Origin of the sequence: Pseudomonas sp. 39004 (assembly GCF_028682155.1) — a bacterium.
Lineage (GTDB): Bacteria > Pseudomonadota > Gammaproteobacteria > Pseudomonadales > Pseudomonadaceae > Aquipseudomonas > Aquipseudomonas capeferrum.
In genome coordinates, this window is sequence record NZ_JANIAG010000006.1 from 1 (window position 1) to 12,384 (window position 12,384).

14 protein-coding genes are annotated in these 12,384 nt (G+C 62.4%); 10 read left to right on the forward strand and 4 right to left on the reverse strand.

The features are described 5' to 3' along the window. The first annotated feature begins 112 nt into the window (after nt 1–112). Complete coding sequence (locus NP534_RS01805; RefSeq protein WP_033702087.1) at nt 113–745, forward strand: 2OG-Fe(II) oxygenase; 633 nt, start codon at nt 113–115, stop codon at nt 743–745. Beyond that, entirely contained in the window at nt 732–1,229 is a 498-nt protein-coding gene (locus NP534_RS01810; RefSeq protein WP_274097555.1) for a DUF523 domain-containing protein, read from the forward strand. Before NP534_RS01805 ends, NP534_RS01810 begins: the two co-directional genes overlap by 14 nt. 6 nt (nt 1,230–1,235) lie before the next feature. Here NP534_RS01810 and NP534_RS01815 read toward each other — a convergent pair whose 3' ends face one another. Then, nucleotides 1,236–1,724, reverse strand: a complete 489-nt coding sequence (locus NP534_RS01815) for a transporter substrate-binding domain-containing protein (RefSeq protein WP_274097556.1) — start codon at nt 1,722–1,724, stop codon at nt 1,236–1,238. 199 nt (nt 1,725–1,923) lie between these two features. Between NP534_RS01815 and NP534_RS01820 the strand changes: the two genes are divergently transcribed. Then, on the forward strand, nt 1,924–2,403 hold the full coding sequence (locus tag NP534_RS01820) for a DUF4399 domain-containing protein (RefSeq protein WP_047582145.1): 480 nt from the start codon (nt 1,924–1,926) through the stop codon (nt 2,401–2,403). Between the two features lie 82 nt (nt 2,404–2,485). Here NP534_RS01820 and serA read toward each other — a convergent pair whose 3' ends face one another. After that, nucleotides 2,486–3,715, reverse strand: coding sequence for a phosphoglycerate dehydrogenase (serA, locus tag NP534_RS01825; protein ID WP_027592284.1), 1,230 nt, complete (start codon nt 3,713–3,715; stop codon nt 2,486–2,488). Between the two features lie 171 nt (nt 3,716–3,886). Between serA and NP534_RS01830 the strand changes: the two genes are divergently transcribed. The 4 genes from NP534_RS01830 to NP534_RS01845 all read left to right on the forward strand — a co-directional run bounded on the left by NP534_RS01830 (nt 3,887) and on the right by NP534_RS01845 (nt 8,135). After that, complete coding sequence (locus NP534_RS01830; protein ID WP_274097557.1) at nt 3,887–5,284, forward strand: FAD-binding oxidoreductase; 1,398 nt, start codon at nt 3,887–3,889, stop codon at nt 5,282–5,284. Between the two features lie 25 nt (nt 5,285–5,309). Next, complete coding sequence (locus NP534_RS01835; RefSeq protein ID WP_274097558.1) at nt 5,310–5,975, forward strand: fumarylacetoacetate hydrolase family protein; 666 nt, start codon at nt 5,310–5,312, stop codon at nt 5,973–5,975. Nucleotides 5,976–6,214: 239 nt separating this feature from the next. Continuing rightward, entirely contained in the window at nt 6,215–7,141 is a 927-nt protein-coding gene (locus tag NP534_RS01840) for an SdiA-regulated domain-containing protein (RefSeq protein ID WP_274097559.1), read from the forward strand. A 91-nt stretch (nt 7,142–7,232) separates the two neighbouring features. After that, the gene (locus tag NP534_RS01845) at nt 7,233–8,135 is read left to right on the forward strand and encodes an SdiA-regulated domain-containing protein (protein WP_274097560.1); all 903 of its coding nucleotides are present in this window, start codon (nt 7,233–7,235) and stop codon (nt 8,133–8,135) included. 120 nt (nt 8,136–8,255) lie between these two features. On the opposite strand, the gene rpiA is transcribed toward NP534_RS01845, so the two are convergent. Next, complete coding sequence (gene rpiA, locus NP534_RS01850; RefSeq protein ID WP_033702077.1) at nt 8,256–8,930, reverse strand: ribose-5-phosphate isomerase RpiA; 675 nt, start codon at nt 8,928–8,930, stop codon at nt 8,256–8,258. Between the two features lie 133 nt (nt 8,931–9,063). On the opposite strand from rpiA, the gene ilvA reads away from it, so the two are divergent. Both ilvA and NP534_RS01860 read left to right on the forward strand, forming a co-directional pair. Further along, a complete protein-coding gene (gene ilvA, locus NP534_RS01855; protein ID WP_274097561.1) occupies nt 9,064–10,578 on the forward strand; it encodes a threonine ammonia-lyase, biosynthetic in 1,515 nt (504 codons plus the stop codon). Between the two features lie 44 nt (nt 10,579–10,622). Then, nucleotides 10,623–11,048: a DUF2269 family protein gene (locus NP534_RS01860; protein WP_274097562.1), complete on the forward strand. Its 426-nt coding sequence runs from the start codon at nt 10,623–10,625 to the stop codon at nt 11,046–11,048. 51 nt (nt 11,049–11,099) lie between these two features. Here NP534_RS01860 and NP534_RS01865 read toward each other — a convergent pair whose 3' ends face one another. After that, nucleotides 11,100–11,756: an HAD family hydrolase gene (locus NP534_RS01865; RefSeq protein WP_274097563.1), complete on the reverse strand. Its 657-nt coding sequence runs from the start codon at nt 11,754–11,756 to the stop codon at nt 11,100–11,102. 141 nt (nt 11,757–11,897) lie between these two features. Between NP534_RS01865 and NP534_RS01870 the strand changes: the two genes are divergently transcribed. Beyond that, a complete protein-coding gene (locus NP534_RS01870; protein ID WP_003249017.1) occupies nt 11,898–12,377 on the forward strand; it encodes an RNA pyrophosphohydrolase in 480 nt (159 codons plus the stop codon). Nucleotides 12,378–12,384: the final 7 nt, after the last annotated feature.

Sequence of the window (12,384 nt, forward strand, 5' to 3'; positions counted from 1 at the left end):
GTTCTCCCCTGTCGGCAGGCTGCCATTGTCCTTGTCCCAGCGTCGGTTTGTCGAGATACCCGCGCGCTTCTCAGCCAAGTGGCGCTGTGCGAGTGCAGGGCTAATGGATATGATGCGCGCCATGCACACCTCCCCTGAACACCCGATGCTTGCGGCCGTCGTCGACGATCTGGCCACCCATGGCTGGTCCCAGCAGGCGCTCTTTCTGCCTGCCGACCTGGTGCGCGCGCTGGCGGCCGAGTGCCGGCGCCGTGATGCCGAAGGCGAACTCAACCCGGCTGGGGTCGGGCGCGGGGCTTCACAGGAGGTACGCGAGGCGATCCGCGGCGACCAGATCCAGTGGATCGACCCCGGCCAGGCCGCTGCCTGCGACCAGTACCTGGCAGCCATGGACCAGCTGCGCCTGGCCATCAACCAGGGGCTGTTTCTCGGCCTGGAAGACTTCGAATGCCATTTCGCCCTGTATCCACCAGGGGCGTTCTACCGCCGTCACCTGGATCGCTTCCGTGACGATGACCGGCGCATGGTCTCGGCGGTGTTCTACCTGAACGAAGGCTGGCAGCCGCAGGATGGTGGCCAGTTGCGCATGTTCCTGGCCAATGGTGTCGAGCACGATGTGCAGCCTGTGGCCGGCTGCCTGGTGGTGTTTCTGGCGGGCGATGTGCCCCATGAGGTGTTGCCGGCCGGGCGTGAGCGCCTGTCATTGACCGGCTGGTTCCGCAGGCGTGGCAATGACCCGTTCTGAGCTGCCCAAAGTACTCGTCAGCGCTTGCCTGCTGGGGCAGCCGGTGCGCTATGACGGCCGCGCCAGTGGCCACCCGGGCCTGTTGCAGTGCTGGCAGGGCGAAGGGCGGGTGGTGCCGTTGTGCCCGGAAGTGGCCGGCGGCCTGCCGACCCCGCGCCCGCCTGCGGAGATCCCCGGCGGGCAGGGCAGCGAAGTGCTCGACGGCCAGGCACAGGTGTTGACGGTGACCGGTGAGGACGTCAGCGACGCCTTCCTGGCGGGTGCTCAACTGGCATTGGCGCTGGTGCGCCGGCACGGGATTCGGGTCGCGGTGCTCAAGTCCGGCAGCCCCTCATGCGGTAATCGCCTGACCTACGATGGCACCTTCAGTGGGGTGAAGGTGCCGGGGGAAGGGGTGACCACAGCCTTGCTGCGGCGCGAGGGGGTGCTGGTGTTCAGTGAGCTGGAGCTGGATGAAGCGCAGCAGGCGCTGGCGAACGTCTAGGCGCGGTCACTGGCCTGCAGCCGTCTCCTGCACACCCTTGAACCACTTCTGCTCAAGCTCCGCTGTGCGCCCGCTGTCCTTGAGGCGCTGCAAGGCGTTGTTCACCGCGCTCTCGAATGCCGGGTTGTCCTTCTGGAACGGGATGACCAGCTTTTTCTCGCCAAAAGGCTGGCTCAGGTCGAACGGTGTATCGGCTTTGGGCGCGTTGTCCGACGGGGTCAGGGTGATGTCGTACTTGCCGCTTTCGACACCTGGCAGCACTTCGGCCGCAGGCGTTTCGATGAACTCGGCACGCAGGTCCAGTTGCTTGGCCAACGCTTGGCCGAAGTCGATTTCAAAGCCCGTCAGGTGGTCGTTTTCCTTGAACGCATACGGCGAGTTGTCGGCCTGCACGGCAATGCGCAGTTCGCCCCGGTCGGCGATTTCGTCGATCAGCTCGGCTTGAGCCAATGGCGTGATCAGTACTGCCAGCAGTACACCTATGGTCGAACGCATGTAATGCCCCTTTTTCCTTTGGCAATTGAATAACTTTCGCCACGACTTTCTTCCTCGTCGTGGTCGAGCGCAGCCTATGACCTTGAAGCCTTGGCGAGGTTTAACCCTAACTGAAATATTTCTCTTTGTGGGCTATGGTGAACTACCGCCGCCGATCGTTTGCAGGTGGCGGTCAATAAGTGAATCACAGGAGAAGTGAATGAACAGCCTATTTTCGCGTGCTGCCGTAGCCGGTCTGCTGATGGGGGCCTCGGTGTTCGCCAGTGCCGCGGATGCCCTGAAGAGCCAGGAGCCGCCCAAGGATGCCAAGGTCTTCATCGTTTCCCCCGCCGATGGCGCAACGGTCGACAAGACCTTTACCGTGAAGTTCGGCATCGAGGGCATGGGGCTAAAACCTGCGGGTGACCAGACCCCGCATACCGGGCATCACCATTTGCTGGTGGATGTCGACAAGCAGCCGGTGGCCGACATGCCGCTGCCAACCAGCCTGATGCCGGAGAACAACGCGCCGCTGCCGGCCGGCCCGCAAGTGCTGCACTTCGGCAAGGCACAAACCGAGGCGACCATTACCCTGACGCCGGGCAAGCACACCTTGCAGCTGGTGCTGGGTGACCAGTATCACGTGCCGTTCAAGCCGAGCGTCGAATCGAAGAAGGTCACTGTCACTGTGAAAGAGTGAAAAAAGGCCTGCGCAGCAGGCCCAGGATCCAAACGAAAAAGGGAGGCCACCAGGGCCTCCCTTTTTCATGATGCAGTGAAACTTAGAACAGTACGCGGGAGCGGATGGTGCCCTTGACGTGCTGCAGTTTCTCTTGCGCCAGGTCCGAGTATTCGGCGTCGACGTCGATTACCACGTAACCCACTTTCTCGTTGGTCTGCAGGAACTGACCGGAGATGTTGATGCCGTTCTCGGCGAAGACCTTGTTGATCTCGCTGAGCACGCCCGGGATGTTTTCGTGGATGTGCAGCAGGCGGTGTTTGCCTGGGTGCGCCGGCAGGGCAACTTCCGGGAAGTTGACCGAAGACACCGAAGTACCGTTGTCGCTGTACTTGACCAGCTTCTCGGCAACTTCCAGGCCGATGTTGGCCTGGGCCTCGGCGGTGGAACCACCGATGTGCGGGGTCAGGATCACGTTGTCCAGGCCGCGCAGCGGGCTTTCGAACTCTTCGTCGTTGGAGCGCGGCTCGACCGGGAATACGTCGATGGCGGCGCCGATCAGGTGCTTGTCCTTGATCGCGGCGGCCAGGTGATCCAGCTCGACCACGGTGCCGCGGGCGGCGTTGATCAGGATCGAACCCTTCTTCATCGCGCGGATTTCCTTCTCGCCGATCATCCACTGGGTGGATGGCAGCTCAGGCACGTGCAGCGACACGATGTCGGCCAGGCCCAGCAGCTCGTGCAAGCTGGCGACCTGTACAGCGTTGCCCAGCGGCAGCTTGGTCAGCGGGTCGAAGAAGTAGACCTGCATGCCCAGGTTCTCGGCCAGGACCGACAGTTGGGTGCCGATCGAGCCGTAGCCGACGATGCCCAGCTTCTTGCCGCGGATCTCGAAGGAATTGGCCGCGCTCTTGATCCAGCCGCCACGGTGGCAGGAAGCGTTCTTCTCAGGGATGCCGCGCAGCAGCAGGATGGCTTCGGCCAGCACCAGCTCGGCCACCGAACGGGTGTTGGAGTACGGTGCGTTGAACACGGCGATACCGCGCTCGCGGGCCGCTTCCAGGTCGACCTGGTTGGTACCGATGCAGAAGCAGCCAACCGCGACCAGCTTCTTCGCACAGTCGAAGATCTCTTCGGTCAGTTGCGTGCGCGAACGGATGCCGATGAAGTGGGCATCGGCGATCTTTTCCTTCAGCTCGGCTTCCGGCAACGAACCAGTGAGGTATTCGATGTTGGTGTAGCCGGCAGCCTTGAGGGTATCGACCGCGTTCTGGTGCACACCTTCAAGAAGAAGGAACCTGATCTTGCTCTTGTCGAGAGAAGTCTTGCTCATCTGCGTAAACCTGTATCCCGGAGAAAAAATGGCGAGGGGTGATGCTAGGCGCGGCATCGGCCTTAGCATGAACAGCGGGAGGGCTATGCTAGCATACGCGACACAATCTGAGCTTATCCCGACAGGTGAAGAGTGCTCAGGGTGACTATGAATAAGTCGAGAGTTCCAGCGATGAACCACCCCGCTGTTATTGATGAACTGATGACCCTTGTCGACCCTGGCAAGGTCCTGACCGACGCGGCTTCCCTCGAAGCCTATGGCAAGGACTGGACCAAGCATTACCCGCCCGCGCCGACTGCCATTGTGTTGCCCAAGACTGTCGAGCAAGTGCAGGCGATTGTGCGCTGGGCCAATGCGCACAAGGTGGCCTTGGTGCCATCTGGTGGGCGCACCGGGCTTTCCGGTGGCGCGGTGGCCGCCAATGGTGAAGTCGTGGTCGCCTTCGACTACATGAACCAGATTCTCGATTTCAATGCCTTCGACCGCACCGTGGTCTGCCAGCCAGGGGTGATCACGCGGCAGCTGCAGGCCTATGCCGAAGAACAGGGCTTGTATTACCCGGTGGACTTCGCTTCCAGCGGCTCCAGCCAGATTGGCGGCAACATCGGTACCAATGCCGGCGGGATCAAGGTCATTCGTTACGGTATGACCCGCAACTGGGTGGCCGGGCTGAAAGTGGTCACCGGCAAGGGCGAGCTGCTGGAACTGAACAAAGACCTGATCAAGAACGCCACCGGCTACGACCTGCGCCAGCTGTTCATTGGCGCCGAGGGTACGCTGGGCTTCGTGGTCGAGGCGACCATGCGCCTGGACCGCGCCCCGCGCAACCTCACCGCGATGGTGCTGGGCACGCCGGACTTCGACTCGATCATGCCGGTGCTGCATGCCTTCCAGGGCAAGCTCGACCTGACCGCCTTCGAGTTCTTCTCCGACAAGGGCCTGGCCAAGATCATGGGCCGTGGCGACGTGCCGGCGCCGTTCGAGACCGATTGCCCGTTCTATGCGCTGCTGGAGTTCGAGGCCAGTACCGAGGAGGTCGCCAACGAAGCCTTGGCTACCTTCGAGCACTGCGTCGAGCAGGGCTGGGTGCTGGACGGGGTGATGAGCCAGAGCGAAACCCAGTTGAAGAACCTGTGGAAGCTGCGCGAGTACCTGTCCGAAACCATCTCGCACTGGACGCCGTACAAGAACGACATTTCCGTCACCGTGTCGAAAGTGCCTGCGTTCCTGCGTGATATCGACGCCATCGTCGCAGAGCATTACCCGGATTACGAAGTGGTCTGGTACGGCCATATCGGCGACGGCAACCTGCACCTCAACATCCTCAAACCCGACGCCATGAGCAAGGATGACTTCTTTGCCTCGTGCGCCAAGGTCAACAAGTGGGTGTTCGAGATCGTCCAGCGCTACAACGGCTCGATCTCCGCCGAGCATGGTGTGGGCATGACCAAGCGTGACTACTTGGGCTACAGCCGCTCGCCCGAAGAAATCGCCTGCATGAAGGCAATAAAGGCCGTCTTCGACCCTAACGGCATCATGAATCCGGGTAAGATCTTCGCACCTGAATAAAAAGCAGTATCCAGAGGAGTCGGCCATGAGTTACCAGCACCAGTACGTAGACGGCACGCGCATTCACTTCCCCTTGGGCAAGGTGGTGTGCATCGGCCGCAACTATGCCGAGCATGCCAAGGAACTGGACAACCCGATCCCCAGCGAGCCGTTGCTGTTCATCAAGCCGGGTAGCTGCGTGGTGCCGCTGGAAGGTGGTTTCAAGATCCCGACCGACCGTGGCGTTGTGCACTACGAGGCCGAAATCGCCGTGCTGATTGGCAAGCCGCTGTCGACCAAGCCGAGCGAAGAGGAGGTGCTCGACGCCATCTCCGGTTTCGCCCCGGCACTCGACCTGACCCTGCGCGATGTGCAGGCCAAACTCAAGGAAAAGGGCCTGCCGTGGGAGCTAAGCAAGAGCTTCGACGGTGCCTGCGTGCTGCCGCCGTTCGTTTCGGCGTCCAGTTTCGAGGACGTGACTGACATCCCGGTGCGCCTGACCCTCAATGGCGAAGTGGTGCAGGACGGCACCAGCGCGATGATGCTCAACCCGATCGTGCCGATCATCCAGCACATCGCTGCGCAGTTCTCGCTGCAGGCCGGTGACGTGATTCTGACCGGTACACCCGCTGGCGTAGGCCCGTTCAATGTCGGTGATGAGCTGGTGTTGGAACTGCCGGGTGTCAGCCGCTTCGAAAGCCGGGTGCTCTAACCTGGCACCGCCTTGTGTAGGAGCGGCCTTGCGTCGCGAACGGGCCGCAAAGCGGCCCCTCGATTTCAGCGTCGCCGCCAATACCCGGGGCTGCTTCGCACCCCTTTCCGACCGGTCCGGCGCCCCGGCAAGGCCGCTCCTACACACACACCGATGTAACCTGGCGGGTTTTTACCGTTTTTTCACACGGCATCTGGATAATGCGCAAACCTTCGCCCATTCACCCAGGATAACTCTGCATGGCATTGCCTTCCGGCGCCCCCGTTTCTGCAAAGCCCAAGCGACGCTTCTACCTGCGCTGGCCCTTTGGCCTGGCAGTTGCTGCGGTCATCGGCTATGGCGTCGCCGTGGCCATGCACTGGGACGACCGCGGGGCACTGTGGGTCCAGGAAAGCTTTGAAAGCACGGCCGAGCAGAGCGAGAGCGTGTGGTTGCCGGCCTACCAGGTCGATATCGACGCCAAACCCCTGCCAGGTATGGACGATGACGAAGCCTCGGACATCGCCTTCAACCCGCAAACCCGCACCCTGTTCGCCGTCATGGGCAAGAACCCGTTCCTGGTCGAGCTGAGCCTGGACGGCAATGTGCTGCGCCAGATCCCGCTGCAGGGCTGGAACAACCCGGAAGGGGTGGCGGTGATGGAGGATGGGCACCTGGCGATCGTCGACGAGCGGCTGCACGACCTGACCGTGGTCAAGGTGGATGCGCACACCACGTCGCTCAACCACGACGATTTCCCAAGCTACGACCTGGGCAAGTCGGTGAAGAGCAACAAGGGCTTCGAAGCCGTGGCCTGGGATCCTTCGCGCCAACGCCTGGTGATCGGCGAAGAGCGCCCGCCCAAGCTGTACACCTGGAGCACCGATGGCCGTAGCCCGCTCAAGGGCGATAAACAGCCGCTGCCCAGTGATGAACTCGACCTGCGCAACCTTTCGGCCCTTGGCGTCGACCCGCGTACCGGGCACATGCTGGTGCTGTCGGCAGACTCCAACATGTTGCTGGAGCTGGATGAGCAGGGCCAGCAAGTGAGCTTCATGACCTTGCTGGGTGGTTTCAACGGACTTGAAGACACCATTCCGCGTGCCGAAGGCGTGGCCATGGACGACAAGGGCAACCTGTACATGGTCAGCGAGCCGGCGCTTTTCTATCGTTTCAAGAAAAACTGACACGATCATCTGATTTTTCGGATGATGGCATTAAGCTTTAGTTCAGTTGTTCGTGGTTAGATTCGCCACCCCTTCGTCGAGTCTGCCTCAAATGCGTCGTTTTCTTCGCCTGTCACTGATCCCGGTCTTCATTGGCCTGCTCTTGCTCGGTTGGGCCGGGCAAGAGTTTCGCCTGTTCGAGCGGGGCTGGTTCAACCTCAAGACCTGGTGGCAGCCTGCCGAACAAGGCATTGGCCTGGACCGCTATCGGGTAGTGGTCGAGGCGCAGCCTGTCGAGGGGCTGGATGACGACATTTCGGCCCTGACCTACGACCCCGACCGCAAGACCCTGTTCACCGTCACCAATGCACGCTCGGAGCTGATCGAGCTGTCGCTGGACGGCCGCATCCTGCGGCGGGTGCCGCTGACCGGCTTCGGCGACCCGGAAGCGGTGGAGTACGTGGGGCCCAACAGCTATGTGATCACCGATGAGCGCCAGCAGCGGCTGATTCGCGTGCGCCTTGACGACGACACGCTGTTCCTCGATGCCGGCGATGCCGAGCAGTTGACCTTGGGCATTGGCCTGAACGGCAACAAGGGCTTCGAGGGGTTGGCTTACGACTCGGCCGGTAAGCGCTTGTTCGTGGCCAAGGAGCGTGACCCGATGCTGATCTACGAAGTGCATGGCTTCCCGCATGAAAACCCCGAGCAGCCTTATGCCGTGAATGTGGTGCAGGATCGCAAGCGTGATTCGCGGTTGTTCGTACGGGATCTGTCCAGTTTGCAGTTTGATGAACGCAGCGGCCATCTCCTGGCGTTGTCGGACGAATCGCGGCTGGTGCTGGAGCTGGACGTGAAGGGCAGGCCACTGAGCACCCTGTCATTGCGCAAGGGGTACCAGGGGTTGAAGCAGACGGTGCCGCAGGCGGAAGGGATCGCGATGGACGAGGCCGGGACCATTTACCTGGTCAGTGAGCCGAACTTGTTCTATGTGTTCAAACAGCCGGCAGATTGATTGGCCTTGAGGGCCGCTTCGCGGGGCAAAGCCCGCCCCACGGCCGCCCCGCTGGATTGAAGGGGCGGGGATCTGTGGGCGCGGCGGTGCGGCGATCGGACTTGCCCCGTGAAGGAGGGGTTACTCGGCCTTCAGGCTCTGCACGCCTTCAGCGGTGCCCAGCAGCAGCAGGTCCGCCGGACGTGCCGCGAACAGCCCGTTGGTGACCACGCCGACGATCGCATTGATCTGCGCTTCCAGCTCGACCGGGTTGGTGATCTGCAGGTTGTACACATCCAGGATCACGTTGCCGTTGTCGGTCAGCACGCCTTCGCGGTACACCGGGTCACCGCCCAGTTTGACCAGCTGGCGCGCCACGTGGCTGCGGGCCATCGGGATCACTTCGACCGGCAGCGGGAAGGCGCCCAGCACCGGCACCAGCTTGCTGGCGTCGGCAATGCAGATGAAGGTCTTGGCCACGGCCGCGACGATCTTCTCGCGGGTCAGGGCCGCGCCACCGCCCTTGATCAGGTTCAGGTGCGCGTCGCTCTCGTCGGCACCGTCCACATAGAACTCCAGCTCGCTGACGCTGTTCAGCTCGTAGACCGGGATACCATGGCCCTTCAGACGCTGGGCAGTGGCCTCGGAGCTGGCGACCGCGCCGTCGAAGGCGGTCTTGTGCTGAGCCAGGGCGTCGATGAAGAAGTTGGCGGTCGAACCGGTACCGACGCCGACGACGCTCTTTTCATCCAGCTTGGGCAGAATGAAGTCGACAGCGGCCTGGGCGACGGCCTGTTTGAGTTGGTCCTGGGTCATGCGGGCTCCGAGAGGGGCGGGGGAGGTTTCAAAGGGGCTTAGTATAACGGCTTGCGCGGCTTTGCTGTGGTCGCCCGACGTAGCGCTGGGGTAGACTCGCAGCCCTTGTCCTGCGGCCAGTGATGCTTTCCCGATGCTCGAACAGTACGTCAAGAAGATCCTCACCTCGCGCGTCTACGACGTCGCTGTCGAAACCCCGCTGCAAAGCGCCGGGCAGCTGAGCAAGCGCCTGGGCAACCAGATTTTGCTCAAGCGTGAAGACCTGCAGCCGGTGTTCTCGTTCAAGATCCGTGGGGCGTACAACAAGCTGGCGCAATTGAGCCCGGAAGAACTGGCCCGCGGTGTGGTCACCGCTTCGGCTGGCAACCATGCCCAGGGCCTGGCCCTGGCGGCCCGCGAGCTGGGCATCAAGGCCACGATCGTGATGCCCAAGACCACCCCGGAGATCAAGATCGAAGGCGTGCGTTCGCGTGGCGGCAAGGTGGTGCTGCATGGCGATTCGTTCCCCGAGGCGCTGGCCTACTCGCTGAAGCTGGTCGACGAAAAGGGCTTCGTCTATATCCACCCTTATGACGACCCGCACACCATCGCCGGCCAAGGCACCGTGGCCATGGAAATCCTGCGTCAGCACCCAGGCCGGCTGGACGCGATCTTCGTGCCGGTCGGTGGCGGCGGCCTGATCGCCGGTATCGCCGCCTACGTGAAGTACCTGCGCCCGGAAATCAAGGTGATCGGCGTCGAGCCGGACGACTCCAACTGCTTGCAGGCCGCGATGGCAGCGGGCGAGCGCGTGGTGCTGCCGCAGGTCGGGCTGTTCGCCGACGGTGTGGCGGTGGCGCAGATCGGCCAGCACACGTTCGATATCTGCCGCCTGCACGTGGATGAGGTGGTTACCGTCAGTACTGATGAGATCTGCGCAGCAATCAAGGATATCTACGACGATACCCGCTCGATCACCGAGCCTGCCGGGGCCCTGGGTGTTGCCGGCATCAAGAAGTATGTCGAGCTGTACGGTGTGTCCGGCCAGACCCTGGTCGCCATCGATTCGGGCGCCAACGTCAACTTCGATCGCCTGCGCCATGTGGCCGAGCGGGCCGAACTGGGCGAGAAGCGCGAGGCGATCATCGCCGTCACCATCCCCGAGCGCCCTGGCAGCTTCAAGGCCTTCTGCGAAGCGATCGGCAAACGCCAGATCACCGAATTCAACTACCGCAAGCACACCTCCGACGAGGCGCATATCTTCGTCGGCGTGCAGACCCACCCGGACAACGACCCGCGCGCGGTGCTGGTGCAGCAGTTGATAGAGCAGGGCTTCCCGGTCACCGACCTGACCGACAACGAACTGGCCAAGCTGCACATCCGGCACATGGTCGGTGGCCATTCGGCCGGTGCCAGTGATGAGATCGTGCTGCGCTTCGAGTTCCCGGAGCGCCCGGGTGCGTTGTTCAACTTCCTCAACAAACTGGGCGGGCGCTGGAATATCTCGATGTTCCACTACCGTAACCACGGCGCGGCCGACGGGCGTGTGGTGGCGGGGCTGCAGGTACCGGAGGACGAGCGCCACCTGGTGCCGGCGGCCTTGGCGAAGATCGGCTACCCGTATTGGGACGAAACCGAGAACCCGGCTTACCGGCTGTTTCTGGGCTGAGCGGCTAAGCTGGGGCTGACGGCCTGCACAAGGACAATCGAAACATGGAACACCTGACCACACTCAAAACCTTGCACATCCTTGCCACCGCGCTGCTGCTTCTGGGCGCGCTGGGCCTGGCGATCTGGACGGTTCGCGCCCGCAGGCTGGGTGATGTCGAGGCTTACGGCAAATTGCTGCGGCGGCCGCTGGTGTTCGTCTGGCTGGTCATGGGCCTGTGCCTGGTGAGCATGCCGTTCACGGGCTGGTGGCTGGTGCACCTGGTGGGTTGGCCGCTGGGGCAGACCTGGGTGCTGGCCTCCAGCGTCATCTATACCTTCGGGGCATTGGCGGTGTGGTGGCTGCTGGTGCGCTTGAATCGGCTGCGCAAGGCTGAGGTGGTGGGGTTGCGGTTTACCTTGGCCTTGGCGGTGTTCAGCGGGGTGTGCTTCCTGTCGATTGCCGGGCTGATGGGCGCCAAGCCGGTCTGAACCTGCCGGCCGCTTCGCAGGTATCCGCCAAGCGGCCGGCACAGAAAAACATCAATCCCTCAGCGAAATTACCGGCCACCCGCGCTGCTGCGCCTCCGCCTGCAGGTTAGGGTCCGGGTCCACCGCCACCGGGTGGGTTACCTGCTGCAGCAACGGCACGTCATTCATCGAGTCGCTATAGAAATAGCTGTCTGCCAGGTCATAGTCGTTTTCCAGCATCCAGCGCTGCAACCTCGTCACCTTCCCTTCACGGAAACACGGTATATCGGTACTGCGCCCGGTAAAGCGGCCATCACGGGTTTCGCATTCGGTCGCCAGCAGGGTGCGCACGCCCAGGCGGCGGGCAATCGGCGCGGTCACGAAACGGTTGGTGGCGGTGATGATCACCAGTTTGTCGCCCGCTTCGCGGTGCTGCTGCAGCAATGCCAGGGCCTTGGGCAGGATGATCGGCTCGATGCAGTCGCGCATGAAATCGCGGTGCCACGCGTCGAGCTGGGCCGTAGGCGTTGCCGCGAGAATCTCCATGGAAAAGGCCAGGTAGGCCTGCAGGTCCAGGGTGCCGTGCAGGTAGTCCTGGTAGAAGGCATCGTTGCGTTGTTTGTAGGCAACCGGGTCGAGGATGCCGCGCTCACACAGATAGTCACCCCAGGCATGGTCGCTGTCGCCACCGAGGAGGGTATTGTCCAGGTCGAATAAAGCCAGGCGCATCGCGTTCACTCGCATCAGCCACAGGGTAGGCCCGCAGAATACGGAGTTTTCACCTCGCTGCACATAAGCTTGGCGGGCGCGTTGCTGCGCTCGCAGGCTTTGTGGAACAATGCGGTGACATGCGTTTGCGAGGTTGCTGCCGTGATCGACCCGGATGGTTTTCGCCCCAATGTCGGGATCATTCTCACGAATGATGCCGGGCAGGTGCTATGGGCTCGACGGATCAACCAGGATGCCTGGCAATTCCCCCAGGGTGGTATCAACCCTGACGAGACGCCGGAAGATGCCCTGTACCGCGAGCTGAACGAAGAAGTTGGCCTTGAACGCGATGATGTGGAAATTCTTGCCTGCACCCGCGGCTGGTTGCGTTATCGTTTACCCCAGCGTCTGGTGCGTACGCACAGCCAGCCGCTGTGCATCGGCCAGAAACAGAAGTGGTTTCTGCTGCGTCTGGTCAGCAATGAACAAAGGGTACGGATGGACCTGACGGGCAAGCCGGAGTTCGACGGCTGGCGCTGGGTCAGCTATTGGTACCCGCTGGGCCAGGTTGTGACATTCAAGCGCGAGGTCTACCGTCGCGCCCTGAAAGAGCTAGCACCGCGTCTGCTGACGCGCGACTGACGACGGA